The 17260-nt window shown below is 59.4% G+C and carries 11 protein-coding genes and 1 tRNA gene; 8 read left to right on the top strand and 4 right to left on the bottom strand.

The window, feature by feature from the left end:
• Positions 1 to 210 precede the first annotated feature (210 nt).
• From acpS to KTF55_RS09570, 8 genes are all read left to right on the top strand, one after another.
• A complete protein-coding gene (gene acpS / locus KTF55_RS09605; protein WP_161156602.1) occupies positions 211 to 750 on the top strand; it encodes a holo-ACP synthase in 540 nt (179 codons plus the stop codon).
• Complete coding sequence (locus KTF55_RS09600; protein ID WP_217108464.1) at positions 751 to 2367, top strand: NAD(P)H-hydrate dehydratase; 1617 nt, start codon at positions 751 to 753, stop codon at positions 2365 to 2367.
• A 2-nt stretch (positions 2368 to 2369) separates the two neighbouring features.
• Positions 2370 to 3515: an alanine racemase gene (gene alr, locus KTF55_RS09595; RefSeq protein WP_035137770.1), complete on the top strand. Its 1146-nt coding sequence runs from the start codon at positions 2370 to 2372 to the stop codon at positions 3513 to 3515.
• 8 nt (positions 3516 to 3523) lie between these two features.
• On the top strand, positions 3524 to 4144 hold the full coding sequence (locus KTF55_RS09590) for a uracil-DNA glycosylase (RefSeq protein WP_006235848.1): 621 nt from the start codon (positions 3524 to 3526) through the stop codon (positions 4142 to 4144).
• A gap of 12 nt (positions 4145 to 4156) precedes the next feature.
• Positions 4157 to 4663, top strand: coding sequence for a tRNA (adenosine(37)-N6)-threonylcarbamoyltransferase complex ATPase subunit type 1 TsaE (gene tsaE, locus KTF55_RS09585; protein WP_006235849.1), 507 nt, complete (start codon positions 4157 to 4159; stop codon positions 4661 to 4663).
• Positions 4650 to 7034, top strand: a complete 2385-nt coding sequence (tsaD, locus tag KTF55_RS09580; RefSeq protein WP_217108465.1) for a tRNA (adenosine(37)-N6)-threonylcarbamoyltransferase complex transferase subunit TsaD — start codon at positions 4650 to 4652, stop codon at positions 7032 to 7034. The genes tsaE and tsaD overlap by 14 nt, the downstream gene beginning before the upstream one ends.
• 813 nt (positions 7035 to 7847) lie before the next feature.
• Positions 7848 to 9716 carry a carbon starvation protein A gene (locus tag KTF55_RS09575; RefSeq protein ID WP_217108466.1) on the top strand — a complete coding sequence of 623 codons (1869 nt, stop codon included), beginning with the start codon at positions 7848 to 7850 and terminating at the stop codon, positions 9714 to 9716.
• Positions 9717 to 9895: 179 nt separating this feature from the next.
• Positions 9896 to 12055 carry a hypothetical protein gene (locus KTF55_RS09570; protein ID WP_217108467.1) on the top strand — a complete coding sequence of 720 codons (2160 nt, stop codon included), beginning with the start codon at positions 9896 to 9898 and terminating at the stop codon, positions 12053 to 12055.
• A gap of 366 nt (positions 12056 to 12421) precedes the next feature.
• Here the strand turns inward: KTF55_RS09570 and KTF55_RS09565 are convergent.
• The 4 genes from KTF55_RS09565 to KTF55_RS09550 all read right to left on the bottom strand — a co-directional run bounded on the left by KTF55_RS09565 (position 12422) and on the right by KTF55_RS09550 (position 17167).
• Positions 12422 to 12496, bottom strand: a tRNA-Gln gene (locus KTF55_RS09565).
• A 37-nt stretch (positions 12497 to 12533) separates the two neighbouring features.
• The gene (locus KTF55_RS09560; RefSeq protein ID WP_217108468.1) at positions 12534 to 13439 is read right to left on the bottom strand and encodes a peptidoglycan-binding protein; all 906 of its coding nucleotides are present in this window, start codon (positions 13437 to 13439) and stop codon (positions 12534 to 12536) included.
• Positions 13440 to 13577: 138 nt separating this feature from the next.
• Entirely contained in the window at positions 13578 to 14591 is a 1014-nt protein-coding gene (locus KTF55_RS09555) for a polyprenyl synthetase family protein (protein ID WP_226790775.1), read from the bottom strand.
• A 125-nt stretch (positions 14592 to 14716) separates the two neighbouring features.
• Positions 14717 to 17167 (bottom strand): PTS transporter subunit EIIC, encoded by a 2451-nt coding sequence (locus tag KTF55_RS09550; protein ID WP_217108470.1) that lies wholly within the window; start codon positions 17165 to 17167, stop codon positions 14717 to 14719.
• Positions 17168 to 17260: the final 93 nt, after the last annotated feature.

Raw genomic sequence — 17260 nt, 5'->3', positions numbered from 1 at the left:
GGGTCAGCCCGTGGGAGGCCAGGGCGCCGCTGACCGGTGGACGGCACCGAGCCGTACGCTTGAACTGAGAAGGGGGAGGCCTCGCGGCCTCCCCTTTTTTTGCGTTTAAGGGCTTTTGTCTCACATAGTAGCTGTGTTTTATAACCCTCGTTTGTCGCATCTTCTGTGAACGGGCTACAATAACTTAGTCTGTGCGATATGGAGGTGAACATGGCTGAAGCTGGTATCGGCGTTGATATCGTCGAGATTTCCCGTATGAAATCAATTCTTGAAAAGACGCCGTCGTTTGCTCGGCGTGTGTTTACCGAAGAAGAGCGTGCGTATTGTGATGCATCATCGCGTCCCGCTGCTCACTATGCCAGCCGCTTTGCTTCGCGCGAGGCGGTACTTAAAGCTCTTGGCACGGGTTTTAGTCAAGGCGTTGGTCGCAAGGATGTTTCGGTTACGCGTGATAAACTCGGCAAACCGAAGGCGCTGCTTTCGGGCCGTGCTCTCGAGATCGCTCAAGAGCTGGGTGTTGTTGAGGTCGCTCTTTCCATTACGCTTACAGGAGACTTAGCCGTTGCGAATGCCATCGCGATTACCGAAGATGCTCGGCCTAAGCCAAAAGAGGTAAAGGTGAGCACCAAGAAACGCGTAGCGCAGACATTTAAAGAGGCTCGCTCTGTTTTAGATGAGCTTGAGCAGCTGCAGAATTCAGCATTGACGGAGCACCTGGGCGATGCTTCGCAAGATACGCTAGGAGCATAGATGAAACCGGTTTTGAGTACCGAAGAAGTCGTTCGTCTCGAGGATATCATCGAACGCGAAGGGACTTCGAAGGCCGAGCTTATGGAGCTAGCGGGTGAGTTTGCCGCCAACGAGGTCTTGAAGCTCAATCCCGATCGGGTTCTCGTTCTGGTCGGTTTTGGTAATAATGGCGGCGACGGTTGGGTTGCCGCCGATATTCTGAGCCATAAGGGTGTGGACGTCGATATCGTTTCTCCGGTTGAGCCGGATGAGATTCCTGCTGCTCTGGCACGTCATGTTGCTCGTCGTACTGCCGGCCGCGATGTGCACGTTTGCGTCGGCCCCTCGCGTGACGAACTCGAGGTTTTGATCGATAAGGCCGATGTTGTTGTCGATGCCATTTTTGGTACCGGTTTCCACGGGAATCTGCGTGCGCCGTTCTCCATCTGGATTCCTACGGTCAATGAATGCGCCGATTGTGTCGTATCCATTGATGTCCCCTCGGGCCTGAATGCCGAGACGGGCGTTGTTGATGACGACTGCATTCGTGCCGAGCATACGGTGACGATGATTGCGCCCAAGATTGGTCTGTATAGCGCTGATGGCCCTGAGTATGCTGGCGATTTGATCTGCGGCAATCTTTACTACCGTCTTGACGAGGTCATCGATGATGTCGACCACGCCGCCGAGATTGTCGAGCCCGGTGACTTAGTTGATTACTTTGCTCCACTACCTACGAATATCGATAAGTATTCCCGTGGCTCTGTGCTTATTGTCGCCGGATCTGCGCAATATCCTGGTGCTGCCATTATGGCGGCCAAGTCTGCAGCTCGCGCGGGTGCTGGTTACGTGGCAGTCGCGGCTCCTGACGCCTGCGCCAATCTTATTCGCATGGCACTTCCTTCGATTCCCGTCTTTGCTATTCCGTCTGATTCCCGCGGCTCCTTTGGCGCCGCTGCGCGCATGACTGTGTGCGAGATTGCAAAGAAGTACAGCTGTGTACTGTGCGGTCCCGGTATGACGACATCTGCTGGCGCTATGCAGGTGGTTTCGGGCTTGCTCGAGCTTGATGTGCCGCTTATTTTGGACGCCGATGCACTCAACTGCCTTGCTAAGATTGCCATTGACGGTATTGATAGTAATCCCGAGATGTATCGTCGCGAGCAGCCGTTGGTTATGACGCCGCACTATCGTGAGCTTTCGCGTCTGGTTGCCGGTGACGAGGTGAACGACCTTGGTACCGCGATTGCGGCTGCGCAGAAGGTTGTCTGGGCTGCAGGCTCCGACAATCTGGTGGTCATTGCCAAGGGGCCGACGACGGCTATCTGTGGCGTTGAGCGTGTGCTGCTGCCGCTCTCGGGTCCGGCTTCTCTGGCAACTGCCGGTTCGGGTGATGTTCTCGCGGGTATTTTGGCCGGCACGCTTGCCACCATGCGCGACGAGATGGATCGTTGGGAGTTGCTGTATTCGTACGCCGTCGCACTTCACAGCTACGCCGGTTTTGCCGCGGCGACGGAGTATGGTGAGAAGAGCGTCATCGCGACCGATCTTATCGACTTGATCGGTCCTGCCATGGAGCTGGCGGCAAAGGATGCGCTCGAAGATCTGGGAATCATGGACGAAGGGTCGGATGACTAATCATGAACAAAGCCGATTTGACGCGCTGGTCCTGGGTCGAGATCGACCGCGGGGCGCTCCGCCGCAACACGAGGGCCTATAAGAACTTGCTGAATCCACGTCAGCGCCTGTGCTGCGTGGTCAAGGCCGATGCTTATGGTCATGGAGCTGTTGAGTGCGCCAAGATCATGTATTCGGCCGGTGCCGACATGTTTGCCGTGGCGACGGTTAACGAGGGCGTTGAGCTCCGACAGGGCGGGATTACGAAACCCATCCTCATCCTAAGCGAGCCGCCTATCGAGGCCATTCCGACGTTGCTCGAGTTTGATATCATGCCCTCGGTCTATACGTCTGACTTTGCTCTTGCGTATGGCGAATGTGCCGTCGCGGCGGGCAAAGTGGGTAAGTATCATCTCGCCATCGAGACGGGCATGAATCGTATCGGCGTTCACTACACGCAGGTGCTCGACTTTGTCCGCGGTATAAATTTCCATCGCGGTATTCAGTGCGACGGCGTATTTACGCACTTCGCCACGGCCGATGAACCTTCGGGCTGGGACTACAAGCTGCAGTGTCAGCGCTTTACCGAGGCCGTTCAGGCCATTAAGGATGCGGGTTTTGAGTGCGGTATCGTGCACTGCGCCAACACGCCGTCCTCGATGCTCGATCCCTCGATGCATTTTGATATGATCCGCGCCGGCGTTGGCTTGTATGGCATGCAGCCGTGCGAGCTGAGTGGCCGCGTGATGCAGCTTGATCCCGTTATGAGCGTCCATGCGCGTGTGACGCGCGTGGCACACCCTGCGATGGGTGAGGGCGTGGGCTACGGTTTTACCTACCGCGTACCGCGTACGCGCGTTCAGATCTGCACGCTGCCGATCGGTTATGCCGATGGCCTATCGCGTACGCTTTCCAATCGTATGGATGTGCTGTATCGCGGCGAGCGCGTGCATCAGGTTGGCAATATCTGCATGGACCAGTTTATGGTCGCCATTCAGTCCAACCCGGCACACGAGATTCCCGAGGCCGAGTATGGTGACGAGATGATCATTGTCGGCCGCGATGGCGATGCCGAGATCACTATGGACGAGATGGCCCGACTGCGCGGAACGATTAACTACGAGGTCGCCTGCGGCTTTGGCATGCGTCTCGACAAGGTCTACGTGTAGGAGCCGCTATGGGCGTCATGCACATCCCCGGCCATACCCATCAGGCACCACGTGAGGTCGCACTCGAGGAAATTGAGGCCGTTCTGGGCGATTGTCACCTCTGCCAGCTCTACCAGTCGCGTCACAATATCGTGTTTGGCGTGGGAAACCCTCGCGCTCGCGTCATGTTTATCGGTGAGGCGCCGGGTCGCAACGAGGATTTGCAGGGCGAGCCCTTTGTGGGGGCGGCAGGCGAGGACCTCAACGGCATTTTGTCGCTGGCGGGGCTCAAACGCGAGGACGTCTATATCGCCAACGTGCTTAAGTGCCGCCCGCCGGGAAACCGCAATCCGCGTCCCGAGGAAGTGCTGGCTTGCTCGCCGTTTTTGCGTGAGCAGATTCGAAGCATCTGGCCTGATATTATCGTGACGCTCGGCAACCCCGCGACGCACTTTGTGCTTAAGACCGAGATTGGCATTACTAAGCTGCGCGGCAGGTTCCACCAGATGGGGCATTTTGTAGTAATGCCCACTTTTCATCCGGCAGCAGCGCTGCGCAATCCGGCGTGGCAGGAGCTGCTGGAGGAAGACTTTAAGATGCTGGGCGATTATCTGGAGCGACATCCCGCACCAGAGGACGCCTCGGAATAATAAGGAGCATATATGTCCCTGGAGCGCCTGGGGGTAGGTACTTACAAAACGACTTGCGCTGCCGATACGGAGTACTTTGGCGAGCTAATTGCACCGTGCCTTGAGGACGGCGATGTGCTCATCCTGACCGGTGGCCTGGGAGTGGGCAAAACTCACTTTACCAAGGGCGTCTCGCGCGGGCTGGGCGATGGGCATATGGTTACGAGTCCTACGTTTGCGCTCATGGCCGTTCACGATCAAGGTCGTATTCCGCTGTTTCACTTTGATCTATACCGCCTGGAGCATGCCTACGAGCTCGAGGATACGGGCATTTTCGATGTGCTGGGCTATGAGGGTGCTTGCCTGCTGGAATGGGGCGAACAATTCCAGGACGAGCTGACGGATGAGTATCTTTCGGTGACGCTCAAGCGTGATGAGGGCGACAGCGATGTGCGAACGATAACGCTTGAGGCGCACGGTGACCGCGCAATGGAGCTTTCCCATTTGATTGATAAGGCTGTACAAGATGAGCTTGCATAACGACAACGCGCTGGTGGTGGCGCTCGATACCTCGACCGACATGCTTGCCTGCGCGGCAAGCTGGATTGATGGGCAGACGGGCGAGACGAAGCTCGTGAGTGGCGACCACATGTGTCGCCGTCACGCCAACGTTGAGCTCGTGAATACCGTTGATGGCGTGCTGGCTCAAGCCGGTCTGGATCGCAGCGATGTTGGTTGCTATGTGGTCGGTCGCGGCCCGGGGTCCTTTACGGGTGTGCGCATCGGCATCTCCACTGCCAAGGGCCTCGCGCGTGGTGCCAATGTTCCGCTGCTGGGCGTGTCGACGCTCGACGCTTGCGCTTGGACGGCGTGGAAGGCTGGCGTGCGCGGCAAGCTTGGTATCTTGGCCGATGCTATGCGCGGTGAGGTATATCCGGCGCTGTATATGCTGGTCGATGAGGGTCCCGAGCGTCAATTTGAGCGCGAACACGTGGTCAAGGCCGCCGTGGCGCTCGATGAGTGGCGCCGAGCAGCGGACTGGGACCAGGTTCAGCTGACCGGTGACGGTCTCGTGCGCTATGGCAAGCTGCTGGGTGAGGACGAGACCGCCCGCTGCGTGGAGCGCGACCTGTGGTGGCCTTCGGGCGAGGGCTTGCTGCTCGCGCACGCTGCGGGTGACGGCGATCCGGCCCGCGTCCTGCCGATTTACACGCGCCTTTCGGATGCCGAGGAAAACGAGCGCAAGCGTCTTGGTCTTGCCGAGAGTGCGCAGAGCGGAATTACGGGCGTTGCCGATGAGCTCGCCGGTCGTCATCTGCAGTTCCGTCCCATGGGCGCGGCGGATGCCGAGGGCGCGAGCGCGCTGGAGGCTGCCTGCTTTGAAGGTGCCGGACACGAGGCGTGGACGCCGGGCATGTTCCTGTCCGAACTGGGCGAGGACGTCGCTGCGCCGCGTAGTTGGTGGGTGGCACACGACGACGGCAAGCTACTGGGCCTTGCCGGCGGTATGGTCGTGGACGGTGATGTGCAGATTCTGGATGTCGCCGTCGATCCGGCACATCGCCGTGAGGGCATTGCCCGCAAGCTGCTGTCGCATGTGAGCTATGATGCCCAGATGCTCGGCTGCACCACGGCTTCGCTCGAGGTCGAGGACGGCAATGAGGGCGCGATTGCGCTCTATAACGCTCTGGGCTTTACCGAGGCTGGCCGTCGTCGCGGCTACTATGGTGCCGGCAAGGACGCCATCGTCATGACGGCCCCGCTGCCCCTGGTACTTCCGGTCGACAATGCTTCGCCCGAGCCGACGGCGGCAGAGCAGCGCGTATGGCCGCTGCCTGCGCCTGGGCGCTCCGAGGGGGAGCGTGCCGAAATTGAGCGCCGCCGCCTAGTGCTCGCTATCGAGAGCTCCTGCGACGAGACGGCCGTGGCGATTATCGATGCGGATGGCAATATGCTGGCCAACCAGGTGTCGACACAGATTGATTTTCATGCCCGCTTTGGCGGCGTGGTGCCCGAGATCGCCTCGCGCAAACACGTTGAGGTGATTGTGAGTGTCGTGGATGCGGCGCTCGAGGATGCCGCAGCATCGCTTGACCTTGAGGGTGGAGCCATTGCTCCCAGCGAGCTTGCCGCCGTGGGCGTGACACAGGGTCCGGGCCTGGTGGGCGCGCTCGTGGTTGGCGTCGCCTTTGCCAAGGGCTTTGCCTACGCTGCCGGCAAGCCGCTCGTATGCGTCAACCATCTGGAGGGGCACCTGTTTGCCAACTTGCTGGCGCAGCCCGACCTCAAGCCGCCGTTCATCTTCACGCTTGTCTCGGGCGGGCACACCATGCTCGTGCACGTGAAGGCGTGGGGCGACTACGAGGTACTTGGTGAGACACTCGACGATGCTGTGGGCGAGGCCTTCGACAAGGTAGCCAAGGCGTTGGGTCTGGGCTATCCCGGTGGCCCCATCATCTCCAAGCTGGCCGAGACGGGCAACCCCAAGGCGATCGATTTCCCCCGTGCGCTTAACAGCAGGGGGGACTACCGCTTCTCGCTTTCGGGCCTCAAGACGGCGGTGACGCTCTACATCGAGCAAGAGACCAAGGCCGGTCGCACGATTCACCTGCCCGATCTGGCGGCTTCGTTTGAGGCAGCTGTCTTTGACGTTCAGTACAAGAAGGCCAAGAACGCGCTGCATGCCACCGGATGCAAGGAATACTGCATCGGCGGCGGCGTCTCGGCCAACCCGCATCTGCGCGAGATGATGATCAAAAAGCTCGGGCGCCAGGGCATCCGCGTGACGGTGCCGCCTCTCTCGGCATGCACCGACAACGCCGCCATGATCGCGGAGGTCGCCCGCCGTAAATTCGACCGAGGTGAAATCTCGCCGTTCGACGTCGACGCCGATCCGAACATGACGCTGTAGTCGCAAAGACGCGGTCCCCGGCACTGCCCGGGCGCCAACGGCCGCATATGAACTTTCCTGCTCTACAGTCCTGCTCACGACGGAGGCCACATTAAGTGGCCTCCTGTTCGTGCGGAACTTGCGATAAAGTTCATATGCGGCCGTTGGCGCCCGGGCAGCGCCGGGGACCTTTCTGTATCGATATGGCTTCTGAGCTGGATCGGCGTCGACAACGTCCAGCAAGGTTAGCAAGTCTGCGTCGAATTTCCGGCGTTCTTTAGCTGAAAGAAAAGATGGCATGCGGAGCTTTGCTCCGCATTTGGGATGGGAGCCCCTCGGGAGCGGGCGGGCGTATACAAGGTTTATCGCGAGTTCCGCACGAGCCGGAGAGCACTTAATGTGCTCTCCGTGCGAGCAGGACTGTAGAGCAGGAAACCTTGTATACGCCCGCCCGCTCCCGAGGGGCATCTCTCATGCAAAAACTTTTGTCGGGTAAAGTCCGAGGTCAGTGGCGTTTTATACCGAGAATTTCAAAAAAAGTTGAAAATTCATTACATATTTGCGTTGACTTTAGGCAACTAAAGTTTCATACTGCGTTTCATCCACTGGGGGATGTGAACACGCACGGATCGTTCGCATCATGATTGAAGAGGATTTCTTAGACATGTTCACGCATCAGCTAAACATTATCAGCGTAGTAATTATCTGATGCGGGTTAGCACATACAGCTAGCCCGTACGATAACGGGCGGCTGATGAAGATGAGGGCCGTCGAGCGCAACCGACGGCCCTCATTTTTTATGTCTGGGAAGTTCTTTTTAGAGGAGGAAATGTAATGAACGGAGTTTTGCTCATGGTTGTGGCCGCGGCGGTGCTCGCCTGCGGTTATCTGGGCTATGGCCGATGGCTGGCCAACAAGTGGGGCGTTGACAAAGAGGCTCTCACGCCGGCCAAGCGCATGAAGGACGGCAAGAGCTTCTCGCCTGTCTCCGCCTTCACCGCGTTCTCGCACCAGTTCAGCTCGATCTGCGGTGCCGGCCCCGTCACGGGTACGATCGTCGCCATGGCCTTTGGTTGGCTGCCCGTCGTGCTCTGGGTCCTCGTCGGCGGCATCTTCTTTGGCGCCGTCCACGACTTTGGTGCCCTGTACGCTTCGATGAAGAACAACGGCAAGTCGCTGGCTCAGCTCATCGAGAAGTACATCGGCAAGACTGGCCGTCGTCTGTTCCTGCTGTTCTGCTGGCTGTTCTGCATCATCGTCATCGCCGCCTTCACCGACATGGTCTGCGGTACGTTTGCCGCTCCCGTTCTCGATGCCGCCACCGGCGCTGTCAACGAGGCTAAGTCCTACGCCGCTGGCTGCGCTGGTACCATCTCCATCCTGTTCACCTTCGTCGCCATCGTCTTTGGTTGGGCCCAGAAGAAGTTCAACCTCACCGGCGCTGCCGAGTTCGTCACCGGCGTGGTGCTCATGGTCCTCATGTTCGCCGTTGGTATGCAGTTCCCGGTTTATCTGACCAAGTTCCAGTGGTTCGCCGTCGTCATGGTCTACCTGGTCTTCGCTGGCGCTATGCCCATCCAGATGCTCAAGACCCCGCGTGACTACCTCACCTCGATCATGATGATCGTCATGATCGTCTGCGCTGTCCTCGGCATCGTTGTCCTGGGTGTTAACGGCCAGGCTACGATGACCGCTCCGGTCTTCACCGGCTTCTCTGGTGCCTCCGGCATGATGTTCCCGGTCCTGTTTGTCTCCGTTGCTTGCGGCGCTCTCTCCGGTTTCCACAGCCTCGTTTCTTCCGGTACCTCCTCTAAGCAGGTCGAGAAGGAGCAGGACGCCGTCAAGGTCGGTTACGGCGCTATGATCGTCGAGTCCTTCGTCGGCATCCTTGCCATCATCGTCGCCGGCATCATGTTCTCCACCATGAACACCACTGGTGCTAATGGTGCTGCCGTGGGCACCCCGTTCCAGATCTTTGCCGCTGGTATTGCTCGCGGTATGCAGGCCTTTGGCATTGACGGCACTGTTGCCACGGTCTTCATGACCATGAACGTATCCGCTCTGGCCCTGACCTCGCTCGACGCCGTCGCTCGTATCGCCCGCACTTCGTTCTCTGAGTTCTTTGCCCAGACCAACGACGCTCTGGCCGTCGACTCCAAGGCCGGCTACATGAAGGTCCTCGGCAACCCCTGGTTCGCCACGGTCGTCACCCTGCTTCCTGGTCTCGCCCTCGCCTTTGGCGGTTATACCAACATCTGGCCGCTCTTTGGTGCTTCCAACCAGCTGCTCGGCGGTATGACCATGATCACCCTCGCCGTGTTCTGCAAGTGCACCGGCCGTAAGGGTTGGATGCTCTACGTGCCCGTCGTCTTCCTGCTCTGCTGCACCTTCACCTCGCTGGTCCAGAGCGCCATGGGCTGCATGACCGCTGTCCAGCAGTTTGGCTTCTTCGGCACCATCCCGGCTACCGCCACCACGGCTGCCGTCTCCGTCGCCGCCACCAAGGGCCTGCAGCTCGTCTTTGCCGTCCTGCTGATGGTCCTGGGCCTCATCGTTGCCGTCAACTGCCTCAAGGAGTTCTTCGGCAAGGAGGCCGGTTCCATGCCCGACGAGGAGCCCGAGTGGTCCGAGATGGGCAAGGCCGAGTATGGTCGCGCCGCTGCTGCCGATGCTCCCGCCGACGCCGAGGCCGCCAAGGCTTAGCCGATCGGACGGATTGAATCCTCCATCTCTATGACTCGGAAAGACCGGGTCCGCAGAACGCGGGCCCGGTCTTTTTTGTAAAGAAGGATGATGCCGGGGTGTTCTCGCAGATGTTTTGCGTGGATGGCGGCGCGCGTTGTACCATATGGACGTATATGTGTGCATATGAAAGGGGCCCCGTGGCCAAGACGGTATATTCCGATAACCAACAAAATGTCGATGCCCTGGCTGAGCGCCTGAGCGGACAAACGTCGCTTTCTGCCGAGCGCGCCAAGCTGGTTGCTTACGACCTGCTTTGCCGCAAGGCACTCAAGATTAAGTCGAGCGCACTGGCGCAAATCTTCCGCTCCGTCGATAAGGAATGCGACACCAAGGCGATGCGCGATGAGCTTATCGCGGCAAAGATTGTGACCAAGATCGAGGGCAGCGGCATTAACGGCCGTCCTGCCTTCTACACCATCAATGCCGAGATTCATGATGCCCAGGAGCAGCCTGTCGAGGATTCCGTTGAGGTGTCTGCTGCGGAAGAAGTTGCCTCGCGTGAGCATATCGATACTGACGAGCTGCTCGATGAGCATGTCGTGCGCGCCTTTACCGCCAAGGCGGGCCGAGGCGGCTTTGGCGGAGGCGGAAAGCGTGATGCGCAGCGCCGCGCCCAACAGGAACGTTTCCGTCGTGCCGTGGCTCAAAAGGATGGGGCCGTTACCGAGGTTGTTGAGAACGAGCCTGTCGCCGAGCCACAGGAGCCTGTGAAAGAGCAAAAGTCCGCTGAGCCTCAGGAGTCCAAGCGTCGTCGCGGTGCGCATTTTAAGGCCGAGCAGCAGGACGTTGTGCGCGAGGCCGAAGAGGCTGCCGAGGCTGCGGACGATTCCGAGAAGCCGGCCAAGAAGGCCTCAGACTCGTGTCGTCCCGGTCGCGGCTTTGCAGGCCGCGCGTACCCCGTAAAGCGTCAGGAGAAGGTCAATCAGGTTCCGGAGGTGCAGGCCGAGAAGGCCGTGAAGCCTGCCGAGTCGGAAGTTCGTGAACAGAAGCCTGTTGATGGGCGGACTGTGTCCGATACGGAGACTCAGGGTCAGCAACCTGCGGTTGAACAGACGGGGGAGGGTACTTCGAGCAAGCCTCGCCGTCGTCGTCATCGTGGCGGTCGCGGCTCTAACGCTCAGGATGCCGCCGAGAATGTAGCGCCGCGCGACGAAGATGCGAAGGTGGATGCTCCGATGGAACAGCCCAAGCGTCAGCCGGCGAAGGAGGGCAAGCCCGAGCGTTCGCAGAAGCAGGCGTCTACTTCGAAACGTGAGCGCAATGTCCAAGGCGATTCTAAGCGCAAGTCTCAGAAGAGGCCCGAGTCTGCCGCAGCAGATACGGCCGCCCAGCAGGCTGAGTCGATTACCCATGGCGAGGTTTCGGCGTTTGCCCTGGCCCGCGTTCTGGGCAGGCAGCTGCTCAAGGTTGTCCCCACGCCTACGGCGCTCTCCAAGATCAAGGAGCAGCAGACCCAGATTGTAAGGGTTGAAGGCAAGGACGGTAAAAAGACGCCGCAGCGCGCTCAGCACAACGAAATGTCCAATCGCAAAATTGCCGAGGAGATTGCGATTATCCAGGCATGGATTGAACAGAACCGCGGTGCCGATACGCCGGTTGCCTCGCGTCGCCAGCGTGCCTACCAGATCTTCAACGACGAAAAAGCCTTCGACGGCAAGCATGGTGAGCGTCTGATCAGGCGCATGACCGAAAAGGGCATCAGCATGCAGGCAATCAAGGTTGCCCCCAACCGTCCGGTGCACTTTACGAGCTTCTTTACGCTGGGCGCCGACAAGCCGTTCATTATGGTCGAGAACCTGGATACCTACGACGAAATCGTCAAGCTTCTGCGCGGACGCAAACATGCCAAGCTCTTTGGTACCAAGGTGGGCGGCGTGATTTTTGGCGGCGGATGCAAGGCGAGCGTCTCGCATGCCCTGGACGATTATCTGGCCGAGATTGGCTATCGCTTTAACTACGTCTACTACGTGGGCGATATCGATCGCGAGGGCGCGCGCATCGTCGAGCAGGCTCGCAATGCCAATGTGGTTGAGATTCGCCTGCATGCTGGCATGTACCGCGCCATGCTCGCCGAGCATAAACGTCGCGTGAAGGCCGGCGGCGAGTGCGAGCCCGCGGCTGCCAACCAGGGCGTGCCGCAGAACCTGGCAGCGACGATCAAGGATCTGCCCATGGTTACGCGCGTGCAGTTCCGCAACGTGCTGCGCGAGGGCGGGCGCATTCCGCAGGAGATTCTGATGACCGCAGACTATCGGGATGGCGACTCGGGAAGCTTCGACCGCATGCTCAACAACTAGGGCGTTCGGCCCCGGGAGAGCGGGGACATCGGCTTAGGTTTCCTGCTCTACAGTCCTGCTCACGACGGAGGCCACATTAAGTGGCCTCCTGTTCGTGCGGAACTCGCGATAAACCTAAGCCGGTGTCCCCGCTCTCCCGGGACCTGTGGTCACTTGGTTGTTGCATGCGGCTCGCTTTTCGGAACTGGGCTGATATTTTCTAGATGTAAGGCGCTCTTGGTCCTAATGGGCTTGGGGCGCCTGTCTTTTGAAGGTGGATTTTCCCGTGCTGGACGAGAAGTTGTGTTGCCTTGCGGGTTCGAATCCCTCCGCATGCCCACAAGAAAGCACCCTGGGCCGTTATGGGCTCAGGGCGCTCAGTTTTAATGGCTGGGACGGAGGGATTCGAACCCCCAACAGCCGGCACCAAAAACCGGAGTTCTACCGTTGAACTACGTCCCAGTATGGGTGTTGCCCAAAAGCAACTCGTTTAGTTTACCTAATCTGCGAGGGCATCGCAAACGCCATCGAGCAGGCGTACCGCGAGTGTCTGGGCGTCGCTTGCGGTGAAGGTTCCGTTGTAGCGCGTCATACCCGTGAGCTCAATGCGGATGCGCGCAGGCTTTTGTTGCGCGGCGACATTGGCAGTGCGGATGCGCTGCGCCAGGTTGTGGCACTCGGCGAGGGCAATCGTGGCGCGCGGCGCTGCATTTGCGGGCAGCTCGTCGCTTGCGATCTCGAGCACCAGGTCAACGTCGGTCGGAACCTCGGAGTCGCAAAGCATCATACCGCTGTTGTCGGTCGTCGCCGTGGCGATGTTCCACATGCGCGATGCAACGCTACGCGCGATGGGGTCCTCACCGATGACGGCAATCTGGAAGCGTTCGAGCACGTTGGCCGCGCGGGCAAAGCCGATGCGCGATTCGGCCTCGGTCACCGAAGGTTTACCCTCCCACACGTGGTGCAGGCGGTTGATGTAGGCGTAGGTATCCTGGAAAGCCATACCGTCGGCAAACAGACCGACGTTTTCCTGGAACTGCTGAAGGGCCGCCTCGGTGTGAGGGCCAAAGTAGCCGTCGTCCTCGCCGCAGGCAAAGCCCAAAACGTTGAGCGCTTTCTGCAGGGCCTGCACGTCGGCACCATGGAAATTGGGCATGCGCAGATAGAGCGTGCGGTCGCCCAGCTTATACGAGGCGTCGACCAGGGCGCTCCAGCAGGGGATATCGACAGCACAGCCAGCGGCAAGGCCGCTATCGAGCCTAAAGGTGCTAACGGCCTGCTCGGTGGTGGTGCCAAAGCGCTTGTCGGCGACCTCGGTGTCATCGATTGTATAGCCGAGCTGCAGAAGGCGGGACTGGACGTCCTCGACGGCTGCTCCCTGCATGCCCGTTGTAATAGGTTCCATGAACGAACCCCTTTCGGCGTACCATTCGTACTATTTGAGCGCGTGTCGGATAGACAACGCAAAGGGATGCATAAACATGCACTCAACAGTGTAGCAAGTTGTACCCAAATACGCTGCTGACAGGTTTTATAGCCCCCGCTAGTTAAGGCGCTCCACAAAGAAATCTGCCATGGAGAGGAACAGTTCACGTGCATGCGGGTCGAGCGAAACGTCCTCGATGGCCGCTTTGGCCTTGGCGGTCAGGTCGAGCGCATAAGTGTGGGCGTAATCGATAGAGCCGGTCTCCTGGAAGATCTCCACGGCGCGCGCGAGCTGCGCGGGGTCCTCGGTGCCCGAGGAGAGGATTGCTTCAATCTCGTCGTGATGGCGCTTATCAGACAGGGCGTGCACGGCGACGAGCGTGCGCTTACCCTCGGTGATGTCGGTGCGGAAGTCCTTGTTGGCGGCCTCCTTGGTACCGATCAAGTTGAGCAGATCATCTTGAATCTGGAAGGCAAGGCCCGTGTGCAGGCCAAAGGCGCGTAGCGCCTCAATTTGCTCCTCGCTGCCTCCGCCAATGATGGCTCCGGTGGCAAGCGGCGTGGCTCCGCTGTAAAACGCGGTCTTATGCGTCGCCATGTCCAGGTAATCGTCGACCGAGATGTCGAAGCGTGCGTCACGGACCCAGCCCAAGTCGAGCGCCTGACCCTCGATGGTGCGGACGATCATCTCGGTGAGCTCGTGAAGTACGCGCAGCTTTACGCCTGCCTCGAGCGTTGGATCGTCGAGAACCGTCTTGGTGACCATGGTGAGCGCCAGGTCGCCGCAGTTGATGGCAAGCCCCGTGCCCTCGGTAAGGTGCATGCAGGGCTTGCCGCGGCGCAGCTGACCGTTATCGGCGATGTCGTCGTGGATGAGCGCACCCGACTGGAAATGCTCGATGGCCGCCGCGGCGCTGCGGGCGCCCTCAAAGCTGCCGCCCACTGCGGTTGCGGCGAGCATGCAGATAAGCGGGCGGTGGCGCTTGCCGGCGTTGGCCGTAAAAGCCGAGAGCGGCGCGTACAGGTAGCGCTCGATATCGGCAGAGGTCGCCTGTCCGTCAAAGAACGTGGCCAGATAGTCGTTGATCTGGTCAAAGTGCTGGGCTAAAAAGCTGGTAAACGGACTGGACACGGGTTCTCGCATTCTTTCTTAGGTTGCATCGTTGCGGTGTGCAGATACCATATTGCCACATTGGAGTTGCCGGCGCGTCTGTTTTGGCGATTTGGGGAAACGGGACGCGTTCGCGTGCCGGCTGCTTATATAAGCCTAAAGTGCTCGAGCGCCTTGACGACGCCATCTTTGTCGACCGAGTCGGTGATGTAGTCGGCGCGCTTTTTGAGATAGTCCGGCGCATTGCCCATGGCGATACCGACATCGACGGCGTTCATCAGCGAGACGTCATTGCTGGCGTCGCCGATGCCGTATACGGTTCCGTGGTGGGGGTCGAGGGTGTTGAGTACAGACTGGATGCCCCCGCGCTTCGTGCATTCGCGGGGCGAGATTTCGGTTACCTCGAGTTCGAGCTCGTTAAAGCACAGCAGCGGCTCAAGTGCCTTATCTTGAGCGATGTGGTTGGCGAGCGATGTAGACATCAAGATCTTGTAGGCACTGTAATGTTGCAGCTGCGTGACTGCGTCGCCCAGGGTGCGCGCGTATCCGGGGGCATCGGGGGCATCGGCACTCATACGCACGACGCCGTTGAGGCCCTCAAAGCGGATGACCTCGCCCGACTGCTCAAGGTAGGGGGCAAGACGCTGCAGCATACTGGGCGTCATCGACAGATCGCGAATTGCGTGTCCGTTGATCTCGGCGTAACCGCCCGCAAGACAGACGATGCCGGTCCAGGGCAGCTCAAGAAGTTTGGGGTGGATGCAGCTGAGGGTGCGCCCTGTGCAGATAAAGGCCATGTTGCCGTTGGCGACGAACTCGCGGATTGCCTGCGAAACCGCCTCGTTGGGATAGGGGGAGAGGTCCCGCTCGTCTTCGGGAAGGTCTTGGGCGAGCCTGGGGTCTTGCCACGCGAGCGTGCCGTCAATGTCGAAGAAACAGATATCGCCGTGCTTGTGGGTTGGGCTGGTGGCAGGGGAGGCCGAGGTGGTGGGCACAAATCCCGGCTCGAGGCCCATGATCTGGTCAAAATGCTCTTTAACGCGGGGAACGGAGATGCCGATGATCACCTGGGCGGTCTTGCCCGTAATGATGAGGCCCTTGGCGCCCACCGCGACAAACGACACGTTATCTGCAACGATGGAAGGGTCTGCGACCTCGACGCGCAGGCGCGTGGCGCAGTTGGTTGCGCCCACAATATTGCCAACGCCACCTAAAAGCTGAATTACCCGCTCAGCGAGGACGTGATCTTGATCGGATCGACTATTGACCTCGTCATTGGGAGATTGCTCTTTAGCAAAGCCGCTTTTCGTTAAACGATCGATTGCCGCGCGATTGGCGACATGATCCTCGCGGCCCGGCGTCTTAAGGTCATGGATCAAGATGAGTGCTCGAAAACTAACAAAAAAGATGAGGCTAAAGGCAAGGCCGATACCGAGCGCCAAAAGATAGGCACCGGCATGCGTGCGCATGAGCGGAATAAAGTTGAAGGCTGCCATCTCCATGAGGCCGCCCGAGAAGATGCCGACGATGCCAAAGAGATTCATGGTTGTGGCAAGGCAAGACGATAAGACGGCGTAGAGCAAAAAGAGCCCGGGGTGGGTGAACATAAAGAGAAACTCGAGTGGCTCGGTAACGCCGCAAACCACTGAGGCGATGATGGCGGGAACAAGGATGACCCTGAGGCCGGCGCGGCGCTCGGGTTTTGCGGTGGAGTAGAACGCGGCTGCGATGGCAGGAAGGCCAAAGAGCTTGACCCAGCCGGTGGCGGTAAAACCGGCCCACGGCGCAAGCTCATTAAGGGGGCGCGTGCTATGGGAGAGGATGGGGAGCAAGCTGCTCCACGTGGCGTAGATGCCGTCGTTAATGACCAGGTTGTCGTAGTAGATCGGCATGTAGAGCAGGTGGTGCAGCCCCATGGGCTCGAGCGCTCGCTCCAAAAACACAAAGATGCCCACGCCGAAGGGGCCGACGCTCGTAAGTGCATGGCGCAGCGTTTCGGTCATTGCGTATACGGAGGGCACGATGGCGGCCGAGATGGCGGCAAGGGCGAGCACGGCAAAAAAGCTGATGAGGTAGACCAGCGAGGAGCCCGAGAAGGTACCGAGCCAATCGGGCACCTTGGCGTCGTAGAAGCGGTCGTGGATCGCAACGACGATGGTCGAGACTGTCAGCGGTCCGATAATGCCGGTGTCGAGCGTCTTGATGCCGTCAATGACGGTGATGCCGGTGGCAGGGGCCAGGGGCGAGGGATACATGAGGCCCAGGTTATTGCCGCTGATCCCGATCATTTCACTCAAAAAGAAGCAGTAGGCAAAATAGGCCGCGAGCGCCTCGAGGCAGCAGCGCGCCGGTTGCTTTTGAGCAAGGCCGATGGGCAGCGCGATGGCAAACAGGAGCGGCAGACGCTTGAAGACCGTCCATGATCCGCGTTGGACGATGGTCCAAAAAAAGTACCAGGGCGTTCCGTATACGGCGAGGTCACCGACGATGTCTACGGTCGTGGCGAGGGCGGAGATGCCGACCATGAGGCCTGATATAGAAAACAGCATGGCGGGCGCGAACATGGCTCCGCCAAAACGTTGGATTTTCTGCAGCATAATATGCCTTCCGGGTGCAACATGCTGTGCGAGCAAGAACGTTTAAACAATGAACTCATTGTAGAGGACTGGCTGCTTGCCGCATTGACGGTT

This window comes from Collinsella sp. MSK.8.10 (assembly GCF_019041915.1).
Lineage (GTDB): Bacteria > Actinomycetota > Coriobacteriia > Coriobacteriales > Coriobacteriaceae > Collinsella.
This window is presented reverse-complemented; position numbering and strand designations above follow the sequence as displayed.

Coding starts and splice junctions, on each gene's coding strand:
- tsaD (WP_217108465.1), top strand. CDS start 4,650: ATGAGCTTGCATAACGACAACGCGCTGGTGGTGGCGCTCGATACCTCG.
- tsaE (WP_006235849.1), top strand. CDS start 4,157: ATGTCCCTGGAGCGCCTGGGGGTAGGTACTTACAAAACGACTTGCGCT.
- KTF55_RS09575 (WP_217108466.1), top strand. CDS start 7,848: ATGAACGGAGTTTTGCTCATGGTTGTGGCCGCGGCGGTGCTCGCCTGC.
- KTF55_RS09600 (WP_217108464.1), top strand. CDS start 751: ATGAAACCGGTTTTGAGTACCGAAGAAGTCGTTCGTCTCGAGGATATC.
- acpS (WP_161156602.1), top strand. CDS start 211: ATGGCTGAAGCTGGTATCGGCGTTGATATCGTCGAGATTTCCCGTATG.
- KTF55_RS09550 (WP_217108470.1), bottom strand. CDS start 17,167: ATGCTGCAGAAAATCCAACGTTTTGGCGGAGCCATGTTCGCGCCCGCC.
- alr (WP_035137770.1), top strand. CDS start 2,370: ATGAACAAAGCCGATTTGACGCGCTGGTCCTGGGTCGAGATCGACCGC.
- KTF55_RS09560 (WP_217108468.1), bottom strand. CDS start 13,439: ATGGAACCTATTACAACGGGCATGCAGGGAGCAGCCGTCGAGGACGTC.
- KTF55_RS09590 (WP_006235848.1), top strand. CDS start 3,524: ATGGGCGTCATGCACATCCCCGGCCATACCCATCAGGCACCACGTGAG.